Source organism: Rhodococcus sp. PBTS 1, from assembly GCF_001620025.1.
Lineage (GTDB): Bacteria > Actinomycetota > Actinomycetes > Mycobacteriales > Mycobacteriaceae > Rhodococcoides > Rhodococcoides kroppenstedtii.
In genome coordinates this window covers 1859657-1881004 of sequence record NZ_CP015219.1, presented here as the reverse complement: position 1 = coordinate 1881004, position 21348 = coordinate 1859657, and the positions used below count along the sequence as shown (strand labels likewise).

Annotated in this window: 19 protein-coding genes; 4 read left to right on the top strand and 15 right to left on the bottom strand. The window is 70.1% G+C overall.

The window, feature by feature from the left end:
• The first annotated feature begins 36 nt into the window (after positions 1 to 36).
• Complete coding sequence (locus A3Q40_RS08545; protein WP_157889531.1) at positions 37 to 2148, top strand: HNH endonuclease signature motif containing protein; 2112 nt, start codon at positions 37 to 39, stop codon at positions 2146 to 2148.
• A 23-nt stretch (positions 2149 to 2171) separates the two neighbouring features.
• On the opposite strand, the gene A3Q40_RS08540 is transcribed toward A3Q40_RS08545, so the two are convergent.
• From A3Q40_RS08540 to pafA, 7 genes are all read right to left on the bottom strand, one after another.
• Complete coding sequence (locus A3Q40_RS08540) at positions 2172 to 2870, bottom strand: DUF4333 domain-containing protein (RefSeq protein ID WP_069973024.1); 699 nt, start codon at positions 2868 to 2870, stop codon at positions 2172 to 2174.
• Between the two features lie 94 nt (positions 2871 to 2964).
• Entirely contained in the window at positions 2965 to 5724 is a 2760-nt protein-coding gene (locus A3Q40_RS08535; protein WP_371831455.1) for a DEAD/DEAH box helicase, read from the bottom strand.
• Between the two features lie 27 nt (positions 5725 to 5751).
• On the bottom strand, positions 5752 to 6732 hold the full coding sequence (tatC, locus tag A3Q40_RS08530) for a twin-arginine translocase subunit TatC (protein ID WP_068101322.1): 981 nt from the start codon (positions 6730 to 6732) through the stop codon (positions 5752 to 5754).
• Positions 6733 to 6809: 77 nt separating this feature from the next.
• Complete coding sequence (gene tatA, locus A3Q40_RS08525) at positions 6810 to 7097, bottom strand: Sec-independent protein translocase subunit TatA (RefSeq protein WP_068101319.1); 288 nt, start codon at positions 7095 to 7097, stop codon at positions 6810 to 6812.
• 90 nt (positions 7098 to 7187) lie between these two features.
• The gene (locus tag A3Q40_RS08520) at positions 7188 to 8165 is read right to left on the bottom strand and encodes a helix-turn-helix transcriptional regulator (protein ID WP_068101316.1); all 978 of its coding nucleotides are present in this window, start codon (positions 8163 to 8165) and stop codon (positions 7188 to 7190) included.
• Positions 8162 to 9217 carry a helix-turn-helix transcriptional regulator gene (locus A3Q40_RS08515; protein WP_082833833.1) on the bottom strand — a complete coding sequence of 352 codons (1056 nt, stop codon included), beginning with the start codon at positions 9215 to 9217 and terminating at the stop codon, positions 8162 to 8164. The genes A3Q40_RS08520 and A3Q40_RS08515 overlap by 4 nt, the downstream gene beginning before the upstream one ends.
• A gap of 65 nt (positions 9218 to 9282) precedes the next feature.
• The gene (gene pafA / locus A3Q40_RS08510; RefSeq protein WP_201132967.1) at positions 9283 to 10641 is read right to left on the bottom strand and encodes a Pup--protein ligase; all 1359 of its coding nucleotides are present in this window, start codon (positions 10639 to 10641) and stop codon (positions 9283 to 9285) included.
• Positions 10642 to 10683: 42 nt separating this feature from the next.
• On the opposite strand from pafA, the gene A3Q40_RS08505 reads away from it, so the two are divergent.
• Positions 10684 to 12156, top strand: a complete 1473-nt coding sequence (locus tag A3Q40_RS08505; protein ID WP_068101314.1) for a phosphatase PAP2 family protein — start codon at positions 10684 to 10686, stop codon at positions 12154 to 12156.
• Here A3Q40_RS08505 and prcA read toward each other — a convergent pair.
• From prcA to A3Q40_RS08475, 6 genes are all read right to left on the bottom strand, one after another.
• Complete coding sequence (gene prcA, locus A3Q40_RS08500) at positions 12132 to 12923, bottom strand: proteasome subunit alpha (protein ID WP_068101311.1); 792 nt, start codon at positions 12921 to 12923, stop codon at positions 12132 to 12134. The genes A3Q40_RS08505 and prcA overlap by 25 nt on opposite strands.
• Entirely contained in the window at positions 12920 to 13786 is an 867-nt protein-coding gene (prcB, locus tag A3Q40_RS08495; RefSeq protein WP_068101308.1) for a proteasome subunit beta, read from the bottom strand. Before prcB ends, prcA begins: the two co-directional genes overlap by 4 nt.
• Positions 13783 to 13974, bottom strand: a complete 192-nt coding sequence (locus A3Q40_RS08490) for a ubiquitin-like protein Pup (protein WP_068101305.1) — start codon at positions 13972 to 13974, stop codon at positions 13783 to 13785. Before A3Q40_RS08490 ends, prcB begins: the two co-directional genes overlap by 4 nt.
• Before the next feature lie 95 nt (positions 13975 to 14069).
• Positions 14070 to 15569 (bottom strand): depupylase/deamidase Dop, encoded by a 1500-nt coding sequence (gene dop / locus A3Q40_RS08485; protein WP_068101302.1) that lies wholly within the window; start codon positions 15567 to 15569, stop codon positions 14070 to 14072.
• Positions 15570 to 15651: 82 nt separating this feature from the next.
• A complete protein-coding gene (arc, locus tag A3Q40_RS08480) occupies positions 15652 to 17433 on the bottom strand; it encodes a proteasome ATPase (protein WP_068101299.1) in 1782 nt (593 codons plus the stop codon).
• Between the two features lie 94 nt (positions 17434 to 17527).
• The gene (locus A3Q40_RS08475; protein WP_235606528.1) at positions 17528 to 18409 is read right to left on the bottom strand and encodes a tRNA (adenine-N1)-methyltransferase; all 882 of its coding nucleotides are present in this window, start codon (positions 18407 to 18409) and stop codon (positions 17528 to 17530) included.
• A 112-nt stretch (positions 18410 to 18521) separates the two neighbouring features.
• Here A3Q40_RS08475 and A3Q40_RS08470 point away from each other — a divergent pair, with 112 nt between their 5' ends.
• Both A3Q40_RS08470 and A3Q40_RS08465 read left to right on the top strand, forming a co-directional pair.
• A complete protein-coding gene (locus tag A3Q40_RS08470) occupies positions 18522 to 19349 on the top strand; it encodes a RecB family exonuclease (protein WP_371828520.1) in 828 nt (275 codons plus the stop codon).
• Positions 19346 to 20155 carry a thioesterase family protein gene (locus tag A3Q40_RS08465; protein WP_068105682.1) on the top strand — a complete coding sequence of 270 codons (810 nt, stop codon included), beginning with the start codon at positions 19346 to 19348 and terminating at the stop codon, positions 20153 to 20155. The genes A3Q40_RS08470 and A3Q40_RS08465 overlap by 4 nt, the downstream gene beginning before the upstream one ends.
• Here A3Q40_RS08465 and hisG read toward each other — a convergent pair.
• Both hisG and A3Q40_RS08455 read right to left on the bottom strand, forming a co-directional pair.
• Positions 20152 to 21003 (bottom strand): ATP phosphoribosyltransferase, encoded by an 852-nt coding sequence (gene hisG, locus A3Q40_RS08460; protein WP_068101290.1) that lies wholly within the window; start codon positions 21001 to 21003, stop codon positions 20152 to 20154. The two genes, A3Q40_RS08465 and hisG, sit on opposite strands and share 4 nt — an antisense overlap.
• 46 nt (positions 21004 to 21049) lie before the next feature.
• Positions 21050 to 21331: a phosphoribosyl-ATP diphosphatase gene (locus A3Q40_RS08455; RefSeq protein ID WP_170851514.1), complete on the bottom strand. Its 282-nt coding sequence runs from the start codon at positions 21329 to 21331 to the stop codon at positions 21050 to 21052.
• Between the last annotated feature and the right edge of the window lie 17 nt (positions 21332 to 21348).

Sequence of the window (21348 nt, the reverse complement as noted above, 5' to 3'; positions counted from 1 at the left end):
CGCGGGGTTCGTGCGTGCGTGTCATGGACTGTGTCGGTGGGTGCCGGTACACTCGAACATACGAGCGACTGGGGGGTCGGTGGCATGGCTGGTGTGCAGGTGGGGGCAGGTGCGACGAGCACCGTGCCGTGGGCTGCGCTCGACCACGCCGCGCTCGGTCTGCCCGCCACCACCGACCTCCCCTCCGCCCGGGCGCTGGACGCTCTGGTCCACGCTGCCGCCGGCGTCGCCTACCTGAAGTGGTTCGAATACCGACTCGCCGCCGCCATGCACGCCGAACTGGTCGAGCCGTTCGAGGACGAGGACCGGCGCGAGCTCGATGCGTTCACCCGCTGCGCCGCCACCATCGCCACCACGATGTCGGTCACGCAGGGTGCGGCTCGGACCTTGCTCACCGACGCCGTCGCGTTGCGGGACCGGCTCCCTCTCGTGGCGGAATGCCTGCGGGACGGTGTCGTCACCCCGCACCACATCCGCACCATCGTCTCCCGCACCGAACTGATCGACGGGCAGTGCTACGCCGCCCTGGTCGACGCCGACATCGCCCGCGCCCTCCGCAGACCCGGGTCGTGGTCGCCGGCGCGGATGGAGACGATGGTCGACAAGATGGTGCACCGCCGTGATCCCGACGCCGTCCGCGAACGCCGAGACGCCGCGAAGCAGAATCGGGAGTTCACCGTCGAGACCGGCCGCGACGGCATGGCCACCGCCATGGACACCCGGTCGGCCGAAGACGTCGCCGCTCTCGCCGAGGCTGTGCGGCGACTGGCGGAGCAGGTGTGCCCGAAGGACACCCGCTCCAAGGCGGCGCGCGCGTCCGATGCGCACTACGCGTTGGTCACCCAGACGGAGTTCGGGTGTGACTGCGACCGCCCCATCACCGACTGCCGCTACAGGAACATCGACCTGGAGAAGTTCGCGGCGACCGCCCCGCGGATCGTGATCCACCTCGTCACCGACACCACCACCCTCGACGGCCCCGTCCCCGCACCCGAGAACGAGAGGGTGTGCAGGTCGCCGCAGCACCTACCGCGACCGACCACCGAGTCCACTCCTGCGGCCGAGTCCGACACCGGCGCAGGTTCGGGCTCGGCCGCGTCGGCATCGGCCGCTTCGGTATCGACGGAAGCTGTGGCGGCGCAACAGGTGTCGTCCGGCGCCGACTTCGAAGTTCAGGCCGAATCCGCCGCTGACACGACCCTCACGGAATCGGTGGTGACGAAATCGGGTTCGGTCGATCCGGTTGCCGCGCAACCAGTGTCGCCCGACACCGAGGTAGCGACGGGCCCCGTGTCGCCCGACGCCGAGGTCGCGGCGGGCTCCGTGTCGCCGGATCAGCCCGACGTCACTGCGCACGCCGAAGCGGCGGGCGGCGACGCGGCGGGCGACATCATTGCGGACGACGAGGCGGCGGGCGAGGAGGAGCCGGGCGACGAAGCGGAGGAGGGCCCGCACGGATGCGAGGAGTCGGTCGGTCTCGACACCGTCGACGGCGTCGGCTTCCTCCCCGGCATCGGCATCATCTCCGGCGCCCACGTCCGGGGCCTCGCCGCCGACCCCCGCACCGTCATCCGACCATTGGGCGACGGCACCGACACCCCACTGCCGGCGACGCAACCGTCGGATCCGTACCGGCCTTCCGCCGCCCTCGACGCGTACATCCGTGCCCGGGATTTGTTCTGCACCTGGCCCGGCTGCAACCGACCCGCGTGGGACGCCGACCTCGACCACATCACCGAATACGACCACACCCACCCCGACCGGGGTGGGCGTACCGACGCGACCGGACTCGGCGCCAAATGCCGCTTCCACCACCTACTGAAAACGTTCGGGGACTTTGTCGATGACCAGTACCCCGACCCCACCGACCCGAGCCGGCTGATCCGCACCATCACCATCCCCGACGGGCGCACCGTCCTCGGACCGGCGTTCACCGGCCACGACGTCCACCCCGGCCTCGACACCATCGTCTTCGGCGACCCACCCGCGCCGCGGCCACCAGGTCTCACCGAACGCCGCCGACCCGCGCCCCGTTCCGAGGAGAAACACGCCCGCCGCCGACAGGAACGTAACCGCAACCGCCTCCGCAACCTCGGACTCCCGGCAACCCCGGCCGAAGCGGCGGACTACGAACCACCCCCGTTCTGACGGACGGGGGGCGGTCGAGCCTGTCAGCGGGGGCGGCCGACCTCGTACGTGCCGTCGTCGTCCTTGACGGTGACCGTCACGGATCCAGGCACACCGTCGGTGGTGAGGGTGCACGTGAACTGCGTGCCCGTCTCTGCCTTCTGACCGGAGGGGCACGACACGTCGGACACGTCGATGGCGCCGTAGCTCTCCGTGACGATCTTCGCAACACCGTCCTGCACCGCGGCGTTGTCGAACGTATTGCTGCGGAACAGGATCAACCCCGCCACCACGACCACCACGACCAATGCCGCGATGATTCCGCCGACGATGAGCAGCACCTTCTTCGACGACGAGGACGACTGCTGCGGGTTCTGCCACCCCTGGCCGCCGTAGGGCTGCTGACCGTACTGCGGTTGCTGGCCATAGGGCTGCTGGTCGTAGGCCGGGGCCTCCCCGTACGCCTGCTGCCCGTACCGGGGCTGTTGTCCGTACTGGGGTTGACCGTACTGGGGCTGCTGACCGTAGCCCTGCTGCCCGTACTGGGGTTGTCCGTACTGAGGCTGGCCGTACTGGGGCTGGCCGTACTGGGGCTGCTGGCCGTAAGCCGGTTGCTGCCCGTACCCCTGCTGGTACGGGCTCTGCCCGGGCGGCGGGTACTGGCCCTCGAACGACCGGGTGGACGGGTCCGACCCGCCGTCGCTCTGTTGCGACGGATCGTTCTTGTCGTACGGGCCGGTCATGGTCGCCTCCACTGCATCGGTCGAGTCCGCGTGCGTAGCGCCGGCGCGGATCGTGCAATCACCGCGTCGGCTGCTCCGGTCGCACCGTACCCGGTCAGGCGGCGTCGACGGCGACGACGCCGCGTCGGATCGCCGAGATCGCCTTGCTCGCCGCGGACGAGACCTCGGTGTCGGGGGCGGCCGTGCGGATCTGGTCGAGGAGGTCGATCACCTGCCGACACCATCGGACGAAATCGCCGCCGGACAGGGCCCGGCCGTGCTGACCCGCGGCGAAGAGCACGTCCTCGAGGGACTCTTTCCGCGCCCACTTGTACACGGCGATCATGAAGCCGGTGTCGGGCTCCCGCGTGGGTGGCAGCTTGAGTCGGATCTCGTCGGCGCGCAGGTCGTGCCACGTGGCCAACGTCCGCGCCAGGGCATGACGGATGTTGCCCGTGGGGCCCTGCGCCATGCTCTCCCCCTCCTGCCGGGACTCGAAGACCACCGCGGACACCACCGATGCCAGCTCCGCCGGTCCGAGTCCGCGCCATACACCCTCGGCAAGACACTCGGCCACCAGTAGATCCGATTCCGAGTAGAGCCGGGTGAGCTTGGAACCGCGCTCGGTGACGCGCACTTCTCCGTCGACGTGCTCGACGTATCCCCGTTCGGACAGCAGCGCGAGGATGCGGTCGAACGTCCGCGCCAACGAGTTCGTGGTCGCGGCGACCTTCTGCCGCATGGCGTCGGTCTCGCGCTCCACGCGGCTGTACTTCTCGGCCAACCGGGCCAGGTGCTCGCGGTCCGGCCAGGTGTGACACGGGTGGGACCGCACGGCCCGCCGCAGGGTCGACAGTTCTCGGTCGTCGGCGGCGGACGACCGCACGCGGCGGCCCCGTCCCGGCGGTGTGATGCCGGTGCTGCGGAGCGCCGAGGCCAGATCGCGCCGGGTGCGGGCCGTCCGGTGATCGACGTGGCGCGGCAGCCGCATCGAGCCGAGAGCCGAGACGGGCGTCGGAAAGTCCGCCGAGGAGACCCGCCCAGCCCACTTGTCCTCGGTCAGCACCAGGGGCCGCGGGTCCACGGAGTTCGCATCGGTCTCGAGCACCACGGCGAGTCCGGACCGTCGGCCCGACGGGATGGAGATGACGTCGCCGCGTCGCAGGCTCACGAGCGAGGTGACGGCGTCGTTGCGACGGTCCGTGCGGCCCTGGCGTTCCAACTCGCGTTCGCGTTCCTTCAGCCGCGCACGCAGTTCGGTGTACTCCACGTACGGCGAATCGGCGCCGCCGAGCTTGGTCAGCAGTTCGTTGCGGGTGGCCGCGCCACGTTCGATGCCGCGGACCAGCCCCACCACCGACGCGTCGGCCTGATACTGCGCGAAGGACCGCTCGAGCAGCGCCCGCGAGGCGTCGACACCCATCCGCTCGACCAAGTTGATCGCCATGTTGTACGACGGCCGGAAGGAGCTGCGCAGCGGGAACGTGCGCGTGGTCGCCAGGCCGGCCACCTCGGTCGGTTCGACGCCGGACTGCCACAGCACGACGGCGTGCCCTTCGACGTCGATGCCGCGTCGACCGGCACGGCCGGTCAACTGGGTGTACTCCCCCGGCGACAGGTTGGCGTGCGTCTCACCGTTGAACTTGACCAGACGTTCCAGGACCACCGTCCGGGCGGGCATGTTGATGCCCAGGGCCAGCGTCTCGGTGGCGAACACCGCCCGCACCAAGCCGCGGACGAACAGCTCCTCGACGGTGTGGCGGAACACCGGCAACATCCCGGCGTGGTGTGCGGCGAGCCCTCGCTCGAGCGCGTCGCGCCATTCCCAGAACCCCAGCACCTCGAGGTCGCCGCGCGGGATCTCGGCGGTGTGACGCTCGATCACCTCACCGATCTGCACCGCCTGTTCGTCGGTGGTCAGACGCAACCCCGACCGCAGGCACTGATCGACCGCGATGTCGCAGCCGGCGCGGCTGAAGACGAACGTGATCGCCGGCAGCAGGCCTTCCTCGTCGAGGAGCTTGATCACCTCCGGCCGAGGGATGGGTCGACTCTCGGGCCGCCCCGGCCGGCCGCCACCTCCGCGTCCGGAGCGCCCACGCCCGCGCGGTGCTTCCCAGGCACCCATCCGCTCGGCGTTGACCTTCTCCTTGACGTAGCGGACGAGCGTCTTGTCGATCACCGGTCCGGAGGCGCCCGCGTTCGCGTCGACGTCGAAGAGGTCGAACAGGCGCCGACCCACCAGAATGTGCTGCCACAGCGGGACCGGGCGAGTCTCGTCCACCACGACGGCCGTGTTGCCGCGCACGGTCTCCATCCAGGCGCCGAACTCCTCCGCGTTGCTCACGGTCGCGGAGAGACTGACCAGCCGGACGTCCTCGGGCAGGTGCAGGATGACCTCCTCCCACACGGCGCCGCGGAACCGGTCGGCGAGGTAGTGCACCTCGTCCATCACCACGTGCGAGAGTCCGCGCAGCGCAGGCGATTCCGCGTACAGCATGTTGCGGAGGACCTCGGTGGTCATCACGACGATCGGCGCATCGGAGTTGATGCTCTGGTCACCGGTGAGCAGCCCGACGTGGCCGCGTCCGTAACGGGCGGTCAACTCGGCGAACTTCTGATTGCTGAGCGCCTTGATCGGCGTCGTGTAGAAGCACTTGGCGCCCGACGACAGGGCGAGGTGGACGGCGAATTCGCCGACGACGGTCTTGCCCGCACCCGTGGGAGCGCAGACGAGAACTCCGTGCCCGTCCTCGAGGGCGCGGCACGCCCGCCGTTGGAACGGATCGAGGGGAAACGGCAGCAGCGACGTGAACTCCGTCAGCCGGGGCCCGTCCAGGTCTGCCACGATGACGCGGTCGCTCTCGGTGGACACGAAATCCACAGTAACCGTCGACCGGCGTCAGACCGTGTCGGAGTAGTCCGCCCGCTCGTCGAGTCGGACCGACGTCGGCCGCGACACCGGCGTCGGGGCGCTCTCGACGGGCGTCGGTGTGCCGACGGGGGTGGCCCGTGTCTCGAGGGGCGACGCCTCGTCGTCGGACAGGTCGCCCCACTGTTCGGTGTCTCGGCGGGCTCGCCGCCGGTCGTTGAGGCGCGCAACCTGGATGGCGATCTCGACGAGGATGCACAACGCGAGCGCGAGCGCGGTCATGGAGAAGGGATCGCCGCCGGGGGTGACCACGGCCGCGAAGGCGAACATCGCGAAGATGAGGCCGCGTCGCCAACTGCGGAGTTTCTCGTAGCGCAGGACGCCGACGGCGTTGAGGGCGACGATGAGCAGCGGGATCTCGAAGCTGACGCCGAAGATGACCAGCAGGTTGATGACGAACCCGAAGTACTCGGCACCGCTCAGCGCGGTGATCTGCACGTTGTCGCCGATGGTGAGCAGGAAGTGCAAGGCCTTGGCCACGACGACGTACGCGAGGACGGCGCCGGCGACGAACAGCGCGGCCGCGGCGGTGACGAACGCGACGGCGTAGCGACGCTCGTGCTTGTACAGCCCCGGCGTGATGAACGCCCAGATCTGGTACAGCCACACCGGGCAGGCGAGCACGACGCCCGCGGTGATGGCGACCTTGAAGCGGAGCATGAACTGCTCGAACGGCCCCGTCGCGAGCAGGCGACACGCGTCGTCCGCACTGAGCTCGGCGCGACTCTCCGGCGGCAACGAACAGTACGGCCCGCGCAGCAGGTCACCGAGGGACTCGATGCCGAACAGGGAGTGGGAGTACCAGAAGAAGCCGATCACCGTCGTGAGCAGCACGGCGAACATCGACCAGAGCAACCGCGTCCGCAGCTCGTACAGATGCTCGACCAGCGACATGGTGCCGTCGGGATTGACGCGGCGACGTCTCTGCCGCGGGTCGAACGGTATGCGCACGGATCAAGTCTTCCGGATCGACTCATCGCTGCCGTGACCGCGGAACGGTCACGGCAGCGGACGAGGAGAACGAACGGTCAGGCGGAACGCGGGTGCTCGTCGCGCACGTCGGACGACGGTGCGACGGGGCTGGGGTCGACCTGCGCGGCGGAGGGCGGCAACTGTGCCGGCGGCTGCTGCGCGGGAGCCTGCGGAGCCGGTGCATCGCCCTTCTTGCCGTCGTTCTGCATCTCCTGGACCTCGCTCTTGAAGATGCGCATCGAGCGACCCAGACCACGCGCCGCCTCGGGCAGCTTCTTGGATCCGAAGAGCAGAACGACCACGATGATCAGAACGATCCAGTGCCAGGGCTGTAGGGCACCCATGTTGAAACCTCCCAGTATCGGTGGAGCCGATGCTACCGGACCGAGGTGTGCGTCAGCGGCCGTGAATCGGCCCGGAACCGCAGGATTCGCTCAGTGTTCATCGGCTGCCTCTCGCGCCTGCCGATACGCCGCGAGCGCCGCGCGCGACCGTTCGGTGACGGCCCCGACCAGCTCGTCCGGTCCGAGCACCGTCACGCCCGAACCCAGGCCGATCGCCAACCGGGACATCCAGTCCAACGTGGCGAACCGCATGGTGACCTCGACCGACCCGTCGGCATGATCGAGCACGCGCACCATCGGGTAGTAGTCGAGGATCCAGATGTGGTCGGGCCGGACGAGCAGGCGCGCGACCGGCAGCGACGGGTCGTCGTGGAACAGGTCCAACGCCTCGTCGCCGCCCACGGCCCTCTCGGGCGGGGTCGACGGCTCGGCTCGTTCGGTGGCGGCGTCGATGCGGTCGAGCCGGAACAGTCGCACACCCTCGGCGGAGCGGCACCACGCCTGCAGATAGCTGTGCTCGTCCACCAGGACGATCCGTACCGGGTCGACGGTCCGCATGGACACCACGTCCCGTGACGCGGAGTAGTACGTCAGATCGAGAGCACGTCCCCGGGCCAATGCCCCGCGCACGGTGGCGACGGCGGGACTCTCCTCCGGCGCGTCGTCGTCGGCGGGTCCCGACGTCGGTGCGGCGACTCCGGCCGCCTGTTCGATCTTGGCGATGGCGCGGTGGGCGGCCGTCGGGTCCACCATGCCGGGCATCTCCACCAGCGACCGCAGGGCGATGAGCAGCGCCGTCGCCTCGGTCGACGTCAGCCGCAACGGACGGTCGATACCGGCGGAGAAGGTCACCTGGATGCTCTCCTCGGAGAAGGAGAGGTCGATGAGATCGCCGGGGCCGTAGCCCGGCAGGCCGCACATCCACAGCTGATTCAGGTCCTCCATCAGCTGCTTGGTGGTGACCCCCAGCTCCGCGGCCGCGTCGGCCGCGCTGATCCCGGGGTTGGCGATGAAGTACGGCACCAGGTTGAGCAGCCGCGCCAGGCGCGACGACAGGCGAACGCTCACGGCGACACCGCCGCACCGTCGCGGTCCGCGACTTCGCCGATTCCGTCGCGGTCCGCGACTTCGCCGATTCCGTCGCGGTCCGCGACCCCGGTGAGGATGCGGACCACCTGGTCGCGGAGCTCCTCCGGCTCCAGCACGATCGCGTCGGCCCCGTGGCCGGCGATCACCCGGGCCACCCACTCCCAGGACCGCACCGACAGGTCGACGACCTCGCCCGCGCGACCGGCGACGGTGCGGGTCTCGGTTACCGATCCCAACCGCCGCACCTCCTCGGCGCGCCCGTCGGCCACCCAGACCCGCGCCGTCCCGGCGACGCCCCCGGTGCCGCGGAGGCGGGCGACCAGCGCGGCCGGGTCGACGTCGTCCGGCTTGCGCACCGACCCCGCGCGGCCGAACGCGACGACGTCGTCACCGATCCGCGACAGTCGAAAGGTGCGGACGTCTCGACGATCGACGTCGTGACCGACGAGGTACCACCGTCCGGACTGCGTGACGACGGCCCACGGCTCGACCGTGCGCGTGACGGCCTCCGCCGTGGGCGAGGCGCGGTGCGGGAAGCGGACGGACTTGCCCGCGTCGATGGCGGCGAGCAACTTGCCGAGCGCGGGTTCCGATCCTCGACTGCGGGCCGGAATGGCGGTCACGGCCGCGGGCGAGTGCTCGGTGTCCACCTGGACCCCGGCGGCGCGAAGCTTGAGCATCGCGCTCTGCGCGGCGGAGGTGAGCTCGGGGGATTCCCACAGCTGCACCGCCACGGCCACGGCGGCGGCCTCGTCCTGCGCCAGGTCGATGTCGGGAAGCTCGTAGCGATCGCGGTTGATGCGGTAGCCCTCGGTGGTGGAGAACCGGGACAGCTGGCCGGTCTCCAACGGCACTCCGAGATCGCGGAGTTCGTTCTTGTCGCGCTCGAACATGCGCCCGAACGCCTCGTCGCTGACCGACTCCTCGTAGCCGGCGACGGACGCACGGATGCGCTCCGCGGTGAGGAACTGCCGGGTGGAGAGCAGGCAGATCACCAGGTTCATGAGTCGTTCGACTTTGGACACCGCCACCGACCCAGACTAGTGGGTCGGCTCCCCCGTGCCCGGCGGCGCAACGCCGACCCGGGGACGAACGCTCACATGGAGGCGATGAGCCGTTCGACCCGCTCGTCGACGGACCGGAACGGGTCCTTGCACAGCACGGTGCGCTGAGCCTGGTCGTTGAGCTTGAGGTGCACCCAGTCGACGGTGAAGTCGCGCCCGGCGTTCTGGGCGGCGGCGATGAACTCCCCCCGCAGCTTGGCGCGCGTCGTCTGCGGCGGTGTGTCCACGGCCTCGTCGATCGCGGCGTCCTCGGTGATCCGGGTGACCAGGCCTTTGCGTTGCAGGACGTCGAAGACGCCCCGGCCGCGCTTGATGTCGTGGTACGCGAGGTCGAGCTGCGCGATCTTCGGATCCGAGAGGTCCATCGAGTACCGGTCCTGGTAGCGCTCGAACAGCTTGCGCTTGATGACCCAGTCGATCTCGGTGTCGACCTTGGCGAAGTCCTGGGCCTCGACCGCGTCGAGGGTGCGGCCCCACAGGTCCACGACCTGTTCCATCCGCACGTCGGGCGTGCGGTTGCGCAGGTGCTCGACGGCCCGTGCGTGGTACTCGCGCTGCACCTCGAGCGCACTTGCCTGCCGTCCGCCGGCCAGGCGCACCGGCCGTCGACCGGTCGGATCGTGCGAGACCTCGCGGATGGCGCGGATGGGGTTGTCCAGCGCGAAGTCTCGGAAGGACACGCCCGCCTCGATCATCTCGAGGACCAGCGCGGCGCTGCCGACCTTGAGCATGGTGGTGGGCTCGGCCATGTTCGAGTCGCCGACGATCACGTGCAGCCGGCGGTACTTCTCGGCGTCGGCGTGCGGTTCGTCGCGCGTGTTGATGATGGGCCGGGACCGCGTGGTGGCCGAGGAGACGCCTTCCCAGATGTGCTCCGCGCGCTGGGACAGGCAGAACGCAGCCGCCTTCGGGGTCTGCAGAACCTTCCCGGCGCCGCAGATCAGCTGGCGCGTGACGAGGAACGGCAGCAGAACGTCCGAGATGCGGGAGAACTCCCCCGCGCGGACGACGAGGTAGTTCTCGTGGCAGCCGTACGAGTTGCCCGCCGAGTCGGTGTTGTTCTTGAACAGGTAGATGTCGCCGCCGATGCCCTCGTCGGACAACCTCTGCTCGGCGTCGATCAGCAGGTCCTCGAGGACCCGCTCCCCGGCCCGATCGTGCGCGACCAGTTGCTCGAGCGAATCGCACTCGGCCGTGGCGTACTCGGGGTGCGACCCGACGTCGAGGTAGAGCCGCGCACCGTTGCGAAGGAACACGTTGGAACTGCGCCCCCACGACACCACGCGCCGGAAGAGATAGCGCGCCACCTCGTCCGGGCTGAGTCGACGATGTCCGTGGAACGTGCACGTGACACCGAACTCCGTCTCGATCCCCATGATTCGTCGCTCCACGACTCGACAGTACAACCACCGGCGGACCGTAGGGTGGCAGCGATGAGCGCACGATCGCTTCGCAACCGGACCCGAGCCGTCGATCTCGCGCTGGTCCGGTCGAGCTACGCGACCCGGCCCGGACCGGCCGATCCCGTCCTGCGCGGCCTCACCTCCCTGGCGAACCACAGCGTGCTGTGGGTGCTCGTGGCCGGCGCGCTCGGCGCCACGGGTGGTGCCCGCCGTCGCGGGGCGGTCCGCGGCCTGCTCGCCGTCGCCGGCGCCAGTTCCGTGGCCAACGGCGTTCTCAAGCCCCTGCTCCCGCGCGACCGACCTCCGGCTCTCGAGGTGCCGGCCCTGCGTCGGCTCGGCGTCCGCCCCGTCTCGTCGTCGTTCCCGTCGGGTCATGCGGCGTCCGCGGCGGCGTTCGCGACGGGTGTCGCTCTGGAGTCTCCCGTCGCCGGGGTGCTCGTCGCGCCCCTCGCCCTCGCGGTCGCGTACTCCCGTGTCCACGTGGGGGTCCACTGGCCGTCCGACGTCGTGGTCGGCGCGGGCGTCGGAGCCGGCGTCGCACTGGCGACCCGGCGGTGGTGGGCGGTGCGCTCGGCCACCCCCGCGCAGGTGGGCGGGCGCGGCTCGGCCCCTGCTCTGCATCGAGGCCGGGGGCTGGTCGTCCTGGTCAATCCTGCTGCGGGAACACACAATTCGGAGGTGGTCGCCGCGGTGGCCGAGGCGCTCCCGGACGTACGGTTCGTCCAGCCGGACGAGGGCGAGGACTTCTCGGCACGATTGCAGGCCGAGGTCGACGGGTCCGTCCACGCACTCGGCGTGTGCGGCGGCGACGGCACGGTGGCCGCGGCGGTCGCCGCCGCGGTCCGGACCGAGCTGCCGCTCGCCGTCTTCCCCGGCGGCACGCTCAACCACTTCGCGCGTGACATCGGTCTGACGCGGGTGTCCACCACCGCGGCCGCCGTCGAACAGGGGCATGCGGCGCGGGTGGATCTCGGCAGCGTGACCATCGACGGCGGGGAGCCGACGCTGTTCGTCAACACCGCGAGCATCGGCGGCTACCCGGACACGGTGCGGCTGCGCGATCGATGGACGGACCGCGTGGGAAAGTGGCCCGCCGCGGCGGCCGCGATGGTGGCCGTCCTCGCCGTCGCGCGGCCGTTGCACGCCGTCGTCGGCGGGCGCGTCGATCCGGTCTGGATGTTGTTCGTGGGCAACGGAAGCTACGCCCCGGCCGATCAGGTGCCGATGTCGCGGCCGTCGATCGCGGGCGGCGTCCTCGACGTGCGCTACTTGCGGGCGCGGATTCGGTTCTCGCGGACCCGCCTCGCGCTGGCCGCCCTGACCGGCAGCCTCGGCTCGTCACCGACCTATCGACAGGAGCGGGTGACGACGCTGTCGGTCCGGCACGACGGTCCACCCGTCGCGGTGGCCGTCGACGGCGAGATCGCGGGCGAGGGCCGGGCTTTCGATTTCGAAGCCCGACCCTCGCTCCTCACGGTCTACGGACCGGGCGGCGTCGGCTGATCGGACCCCGTCCCGGCGGGCGGGTCGACGGACCCGGTACCCGACGACGGCAGCAGCTCCTCGAGCGCCGCTCCCCCGATGCGGCGAAACGCCCGCCGCGGCCGATGGCGTTCCAGCACGGCCACTTCCAGACTGGCCACCTCGAGCACCCGGCGTTCCGCCGGCTCGCCGCCTCCGTTGGTCGGAGCCGACGTCCCGTCCTGCAGCGCGGTGATCGCGATACCGACCGCCGACGCCAGGTCGAGATCGCCGCGGTACGCCTCCCGCAGCGCCGCCGTGATGGGCTCGGTGGTCCCGCCCATCACCACGAAGTCACGCTCGTCGACGATGGACCCGTCGTAGGTGATCCGATAGAGCTGCGGCACACCGGATTCGCCCGGCCGGGGCACCTCCGCGACACAGATCTCCACCTCGTAGGGCTTGAGTTGCTCGGTGAAGATGGTGCCCAGGGTCTGGGCGTACGCCTTGGCCAGCGAGCGGCCGGTGACGTCCGCGCGGTCGTAGGTGTAGCCCTTGGTGTCGGCGTGCACGATGCCCGCGCGGCGCAGGTTCTCGAACTCGTTGTACTTCCCCACGGCGGCGAAGCCGAGCCGGTCGTACAGCTCGCTGACCTTGTGCAGCGCCGACGATCGGTTCTCGGCGACGAAGAGCACCCCGTCGGCGTACGTCAGGACGACGACACTGCGCCCGCGGGCGATTCCCTTTCGCGCCAACTCCGAGCGATCGCGCATGATCTGCTCGGCGGACGCGTAGTACGGCATGGTCATCGGCGCTGTCCCCCTTCCGTGCGGTCCTGCACGATCGCCCGGGCCAGGGCCTCGGTGCGCGTCGACTCGACGAACGCTGCTCCGCTCGCACCGATGGTCACGGCCGTGGGCAGGATGCCGCGCACCAGATCGGGCCCGCCCGTGGCGGAATCGTCGTCCGCGGCGTCGTAGAGCGCCTCGACCGCCACCCTCAGTGCGTCGTCCTCGGTGAGCCCGTCACGGTAGAGCTTCTTCATGGCCGACTTCGCGAACAGCGAGCCCGACCCCACCGCGTGGTATCCGGACCGTTCCTCGTACCGGCCGCCGACCACGTCGTAGGAGACGATGCGCCCGGCACGCCGGGCGTCCGCGGCGTCGAGGTCGTACCCCACGAGCAGCGGAACCACGGCCAGGCCCTGCATGGCCGCACCGAGATTGGCCCGCACCATCGACGACAGCTTGTTCGCCTTGCCGTTGAAGGTGAGGGGAACGCCCTCGATCTTCTCGTAGTGCTCGAGCTCGACGGCGAACAGCCGGACCAACTCGATGGCCAGGCCGGCGGTGCCCGCGATACCGGCCGCCGAGTACTCGTCGGTGACGTAGACCTTCTCCACGTCGCGGCTCGCGATCAGGTTGCCCTGCGTCGCCCGACGGTCACCGGCGAGGATCACGCCGCCGTCGTAGGTGACCGCGACGATCGTGGTGCCGTGCGGCGCGATGTCGCTCATGGCGGCCTCCTGCGCGAGCTCCGTCGTGGGATCCGAGCGGAATCGGTTCTCCGGCAACAGGTGCGGCGCGTACGCCCGCAGGTGATCGGTGAAGGACGAGAACGGGGAACCGTAGGCGAGGGTGTCGCCCGTGTTGCGGCGCTCGGGTTCCGTCACTGGCCACCCTTCTGAACGTAGGCCCGCACGAAGTCCTCGGCGTTCTCCTCGAGCACGTCGTCGATCTCGTCGAGCAGATCGTCGGTCTCCTCGGCGAGCTTCTCCCGGCGCTCCTGGCCCGATGCGCCCTCGGCGCCGCCTTCGTCGTCGTCGCCACCACCGGAGCGTGTGGTCTGCTCTTGTGCCATTGCGGGCCTCCTCGTCGTACCACCGGTTCGTCGCGTGGATCTTCGAGCCTACCGAGCGCGTCGCGGGCGGGGGTGGCAACGCGCGGTCGGGCGGATCAGCCGGTGAGTTGATCGACCAGTTCGGCGGCCGAATCCACCGAGTCGAGCAACGCGCCCACGTGGGCCTTGCTCCCCCGCAGCGGCTCGAGCGTGGGGATGCGCACCAGCGACTCCCCGCCGAGATCGAAGATGACGGAGTCCCAGCTGGCGGCGGCGATGTCGGAGCCGAAGCGCCGCAGGCATTCCCCGCGGAAGTAGGCCCGCGTGTCCGACGGCGGCGTGGAGACCGCGTCCATGACCTGCTGCTCGGTGACCAGGCGCTCCATCGACCCGCGCGCGACGAGGCGGTTGTAGAGCCCCTTGTCGAGGCGGACGTCGGAGTACTGCAGGTCCACCAGATGCAGGCGCGGCGCCGACCACCCCAGGTTCTCCCGCGTGCGGAATCCCCCGAGGAGACGCAGTTTCGCGGGCCAGTCGAGCAGGGTCGCGCATTCCATCGGGTCACGCTCGAGCTTGTCCAGGATCATCGCCCACTTCTCGACGACGTCGTCCGCCCGCGGATCCCGCTCGCCGCGGCTGTCCAGATGGCGCGAGACCCGTTCGAGGTAGATGCGTTGGAGCGCCAACGCCGTCAGCTCGCGGCCGTCGGCCAGTGCGACCGTGGTGCGGAGCGTCGGATCGTGGCTGATGCGGTGGACGGCCGTCACCGGCCGGGCGAGCTGCAGATCCGTCAGGTCGACCCCCGCCTCGATGACGTCGAGGACCAGCGCGGTCGTCCCCACCTTGAGATAGGTGGCCATTTCGGCGAGGTTCGCGTCGCCGATGATGACGTGCAGGCGGCGGTATTTGTCGGCGTCGGCGTGCGGCTCGTCGCGGGTGTTGATGATGCCGCGCTTGAGCGTCGTCTCGAGCCCGACCTCGACCTCGATGTAGTCGGCGCGCTGCGAGAGTTGGAAGCCCGGCTCGTCACCCGACTGCCCCAGCCCGACGCGTCCCGAGCCCGTGAAGACCTGCCGCGAGGCGAAGAACGGCGACAGTCCCGCCACGATGGCCGAGAAGGGCGTCTCGCGGGACATGAGGTAGTTCTCGTGGGTGCCGTAGGAGGCACCCTTGCCGTCGACGTTGTTCTTGTACAGCTGAAGCCGGGGTGCTCCGGGCACCGACGAGGCGTGTCGGGCGGCCGCCTCCATGACGCGCTCGCCCGCCTTGTCCCAGATCACCGCGTCGAGCGGGTCGCGGACCTCCGGGGCGGAGTACTCCGGATGCGCGTGGTCGACGTAGAGCCGGGCTCCGTTGGTGAGGATCATGTTGGCCGCGCCGACCTCGTCGGCATCGATCACCGGCGCCGGCCCGCTGAAGCGACCGAGGTCGAATCCGCGGGCGTCCCGCAGCGGCGACTCCACCTCGTAGTCCCACCGGGTGCGCTTGGCTCGGGGCACCCCGGCCGCCGCCGCGTACGCCAGGACGGCCTGGGTGGACGTGAGAATCGGGTTGGCCGTCGGCTCGGTGGGTGACGAGATGCCGTACTCGACCTCGACACCGATGATGCGCTCCATGATTCGAGCCTAGGCCAGGAGAGACGACGAGCCCCCGCGAGCGGGTGCTCGCGGGGGCTCGGGCGGCCGGTCCGGCGTCGGACTACAGGTACTGGCCGGTGTTCGACTCGGTGTCAATGGATCGACTGGTGCTCGCGTTCTTGCCGGTGACGAGGGTGCGGATGTAGACGATGCGCTCCCCCTTCTTGCCGGAGATGCGCGCCCAGTCGTCCGGGTTGGTGGTGTTGGGCAGGTCCTCGTTCTCCGCGAACTCGTCGACGATGGAGTCGAAGAGATGTTGGACACTCAGGCCCTTGGTCCCGGTGTCGAGCACCGACTTGATGGCGTACTTCTTCGCCCGGTCGACGATGTTCTGGATCATCGCGCCCGAATTGAAGTCCTTGAAGTACAGGACCTCCTTGTCGCCGTTGGCGTACGTGACCTCGAGGAACCGGTTGTCGTCGCTCTCGGCGTACATCCGCTCCACGACCCGCTCGATCATCGCGCGGATGCAGGCGGCACGATCGCCGCCGAACTCGGCCAGATCGTCGGCCGCGACGGGCAGCGACTCGTCGAGGTACTTCGAGAAGATGTCCAGCGCCGACTCGGCGTCGGGACGCTCGATCTTGATCTTCACGTCCAGGCGGCCGGGCCGCAGGATGGCCGGGTCGATCATGTCCTCGCGGTTCGAGGCGCCGATGACGATGACGTTCTCGAGGCCCTCGACGCCGTCGATCTCGGCCAGCAACTGCGGTACCACGGTGGTCTCGACATCGGACGACACGCCTGACCCGCGGGTGCGGAAGATGGAGTCCATCTCGTCGAAGAACACGATCACCGGGGTGCCCTCGGACGCCTTCTCGCGAGCCCGCTGGAAGATGAGCCGGATGTGCCGCTCGGTCTCGCCGACGAACTTGTTCAGCAGCTCCGGGCCCTTGATGTTGAGGAAGAACGACTTGGCCTCGCGCGCGTCCTCGCCCTTGGCCTCCGCGATCTTCTTGGCCAGGGAGTTTGCGACGGCCTTGGCGATCAAGGTCTTTCCGCACCCGGGCGGGCCGTAGAGCAGCACACCCTTCGGCGGACGCAGCGCGTACTCGCGGAACAGATCCTTGTGCAGGAACGGCAGCTCCACCGCGTCCCGGATCTGCTCGATCTGCCGACCGAGGCCGCCGATGTCCTCGTAGCCGACGTCCGGCACCTCCTCGAGCACCAGGTCCTCGACCTCGGCCTTGGGGATGCGCTCGAACGCGTAGCCGGCCTTGGTGTCGACCAGCAGGGAATCGCCGGGACGCAGCCGCCGCGACGGTCCGTCCGGATCCTCCGGCGACTCGTCGTCGTTCATCTCCTGCAGCGGCGTGGCCAACCAGACGACGCGCTCCTCGTCGGCATGGCCGACCACCAGCGCGCGGCGGCCGTCGTCGAGCACCTCCCGCAGCGCCGAGATCTCGCCGACGCGCTCGAACTCGCACGCCTCGACGATGGTCAGGGCCTCGTTCAGCCGCACCGTCTGGCCGGGACGCAGGGCGTCGACGTCGATGTTGGGCGAGCAGGACAGGCGCATCTTGCGGCCCGAGGTGAAGACGTCGACGTTGCCGTCGTCGAAGACGTGGACCAGGACGCCGTACCCGCTGGGCGGGGCGCCGAGTCGATCGACCTCCTCGCGCAGCGCGATGAGCTGCTGGCGCGCCTCCTTCAGGGTCTCGAGCAGCTTGCCGTTGCGCGTGGTCAGCGTGTCGATCTTGTTCTCGAGGTCCCGCACCTCGGCGGACGGCAGTGTTCCCCCACGGGTCGACGCGAGTTGACGACGAAGGGCAGCGGCTTCCGCGCGCAGCGACTCGAGTTCCGCCGCCAGTGCGGCCTGGTCCGAGTGATCAGTAGGGCTCATGCAGGACTCCTCCCGAAACGTATCGATCAACGCTACCGCCAGATACGGGAACGTGCGGGACGTCGAGGTCAGCGGCCGGGAGTCGCGGCGGCCGTCAGGCGGGCGTGTTCCCCGTCTTGCCCGCCCGCCGCTGCGGCTTGGGGGTGACCGTGCCCTCGGCGAGACGGCGGGCGGAGACGAGGAACGCGGTGTGGCCCTGCATGCGGTGCTCGGGCCGGACGGAGAGTTCGACGACGTGCCACCCGCGCACCATGGACTCCCACGATCGCGGTTCGGTCCAGCACTCCTGCGCCCGCAACGCCTCGACCACCTTCGACAGCTGAGTGGTGGTGGCCACGTACACGATGAGCACGCCCCCGGGGACGATCGCCTGCGACACCGCCGGCAGGGCGTCCCACGGCGCGAGCATGTCGAGCACCACGCGGTCGACGAGACCGCCGTGCCGCGCGACGTCGAACGCGGCGACGTCGTCGATCACCAGATCCCAGTTCGCCGGGCGCGTTCCGAAGAACGTCTCGACGTTGCGGACGGCGTGCTCGGCGTGGTCGTCGCGCACCTCGTAGGAGACGACCCGTCCGGACTCCCCCACCGCGCGCAGCAACGAGCACGTGAGGGCGCCGGACCCGGCGCCGGCCTCCAGGACACGGGCGCCGGGGAAGACGTCGCCCTCGTGCACGATCTGCGCGGCGTCCTTGGGGTAGATGACCTGCGCGCCGCGGGGCATGGAGAGCACGTAGTCCACGAGCAGCGGACGCAGGGCGAGGTACGGCGTGCCGTTGGTGGACGTGACCACCGAGCCCTCGTCGGCGCCGAGCAGATCCTGATGACGGATGCCGCCGCGGTGGGTGTGGAATTCCTTGCCCTCCTCGAGCACCACCGTGTAGTGCCGACCCTTCGCGTCGGTGAGCTGGACCCGGTCGCCCACCCGGAAGGGTCCGCTCCGGCTCGGTGCGGACTCGGTGCCGGTGGGCTCCACGGTGGGGGGTTCCTCTCGAACGGGGATCACGGGACGCGCGACGCGCCTCGAGAACTGTAGGGCAGGTGCCCGCGGTTGTCGGTGGTCGGGCTTAGTGTCGTGAGCCGTGAGCATCTCCACCGAACCGCGGGTACGGCGTCGTCCGGCGCTGTCGCCCTCCCGCGCAGCCGATTACAAGCAGTGCCCGCTGCTCTACCGGTTCCGCGCCATCGACCGCATCCCGGCGCCCCCGTCCAAGGCGCAGCTGCGCGGCACCCTCGTCCACCGCGTGCTCGAGAACCTCTTCGGACTGCCGGCGGCGGATCGCGTGACCGAACGCGCGGTCGCGCTGATCGACCAGTCGTGGGACGAGGTGAAGGCCGAGCGCGAGTTCGCCGGTGACGTGGTGGCCGAGCACGAGGTGGAGAAGTTCCTGGCGGAGGCGCAGGCGCTGGTCGCCGGGTACTACGCGCTGGAGGATCCCACCCGCTTCGAGCCGGAGTCCTGCGAGCAGTCGGTCGAGACCGAACTGGCCGACGGCGTGGTGCTGCGTGGCATCGTCGACCGCATCGACGTCGCCCCCAGCGGCGCCGTTCGGGTGGTCGACTACAAGACTGGCCGCGCTCCGCGCGAGCTCGCCGAGCCCAAGTCGCTGTTCCAGATGAAGTTCTACGCGCTGGTGCTGCTGCGCACCCGCGGCGTGGTGCCCGCGCAGCTCAAGCTGATCTTCCTCGCGGACGGTCAGGAACTCACCTACACACCGGACGCCGACGAGCTCGTCCGGTTCGAGCGGACGCTGACGGCCATCTGGGCCGCCATCCGCACCGCCGGCGAGACCGGGGACTTCAGGCCCCGCAAGAGCCGGTTGTGTTCGTGGTGCGATTACCAGGCGCTGTGCCCGTCCTTCGGCGGCACACCGCCCGAGTATCCCGGGTGGCCCGGGGCGGAGGCGGTGTCGTGACCGCCCTCTTCGTGCCGATCGCGGCGCGGCGCGAGGGCTACGCGAGCGTCCGCGCGACGGCCTTCACCACCAGCGTGTGGGCGGAGACGATGCAGCACGGCGCTCCCCCGTCCGCGCTGCTCGCCCGCGCGCTCGAGCAGTGCGCGCCGCAGGAGGGCAGTCGCCTCGCTCGGGTCTCCATGGAGATCCTCGGGCCGATTCCGGTCGGCGAGCTGGACGTGCGTGCCCGGGTGGAACGGCCCGGGCGCCGCGTGTCGATGCTGTCGGCGGAGCTGGTCGCGGACGGTCCGGACGGCACCGCGCGTGCGGTCGCTCGGGCGACCGGATGGCGCATCGCCACCTCCGACACGGCCGACGTCGCGCACGATGTCGACGCGCCGCTGCGTCCGGGCCCGCACGAGAGCGAGTCCCGGTGGGTCTTCCCCGAGCACTGGCACGGCGGGTTCCTCGACAGTCTCGACTTCCGCGGTGGCGAACCCGCCACCGACGACGGGCCCGGATCGGTCTGGGCCCGGCCGAAACACCCTGTGGTGCTGGGCGAGTCGACCTCACCGATCGTGCGACTGTTCGCCGTCGCCGACATCGCCAACGGCGTCGCCGCACGCCTCGATCCCACCCGCCACACGTTCCTCAACACCGACCTCACCGTGGAGGTCGTGCGCGTGCCGCGCGGTGAGTGGGTCGGGGTGCAGGCGAGCACCGCGCTGAGCGACGACGGCGTCGGGCTGTGCTCGGCCGTCCTGCACGACGAGCACGGCCCCGTGGGCCGGTCCTTCCAGACGCTCGAGGTGCGTGCGCGGACCTAGAACGCCCGGCAGGACCGGATGTCGGACGCCAGAATCGCTTTCGCACCCAGATCCGCGAGGCGATCCATCACCGCGTTGTGGCCCTTGCGCGGCACCATCGCGCGGATGGCCACCCACGCCTCGTCGGCCAGCGGCGACAGGGTGGGCGACTCGAGTCCGGGGGTGATCTCGACCGCCTGGTCGAGCAGCGTGCGGGGGCAGTCGTAATCCAGCATCAGGTACTGCTGGGCGAACACCACCCCCTGCACGCGGGCGATCAACTGGTTACGGGCGCGGTCGTCGCCGTCGGACCCCTCGCGCTCGATGAGCACACCCTCGGAGTCGCACAGCGATTCGCCGAAGGCCACCAGATCGTGTTGACGCAGTGTGCGTCCGGAGCCGACGACGTCGGCGATGGCGTCGGCCACACCGAGCTGGATCGAGATCTCGACGGCGCCGTCGAGCCGGATGACGGTGGCCTCGAGGCCGCGTCGGGCGAGATCGGCGCGCACCAGGTTGGGGTAGGAGGTGGCGATGCGGAGCCCCGCGAGATCCTCCGGGGACCAGTCCCGGCCCGCGGGCGCGGCGTACCGGAACGTACTGGACCCGAAGCCCAGGGCGAGGCGCTCCGCCACGGGTGCACCGGAATCGAGCGCGAGGTCGCGCCCGGTGATGCCGAGGTCCAACTCCCCCGACCCGACGTAGATGGCGATGTCCTTCGGACGGAGGAAGAAGAACTCGACGTTGTTGGCGGGGTCGAGCACGGTGAGATCCCGAGAATCGGAGCGGCGACGGTAGCCCGCCTCCGTCAGGATCTCGGCGGCGAGTTCGGACAGGGCGCCCTTGTTGGGAACGGCGACACGCAACATGGTTCGACTTTCGGCTTGCAGTGGGAGGGAGGGTCGACGGCGGGCGTCACAGATGTCGGTAGACGTCCTCGAGCGAGATGTTCCTGCCCACCATGAGCACCTGCACCCAGTAGAGAAGCTGCGAAATCTCCTCGGCCAGGGCCTCGTCGGACTCGTGCTCCGCGGCGATCCAGACCTCGCCGGCCTCCTCGAGAACCTTCTTCCCCTGCGCATGCACGCCGGCGTCCAACGCAGCCACCGTGCCCGACCCCTCGGGGCGGGTCGCGGCACGATCGGTGAGCTCGGCGAACAGGGAATCGAAGTTCTTCACGGGGCTAGATTGTTCCACGCCGCGGCGACGCGATC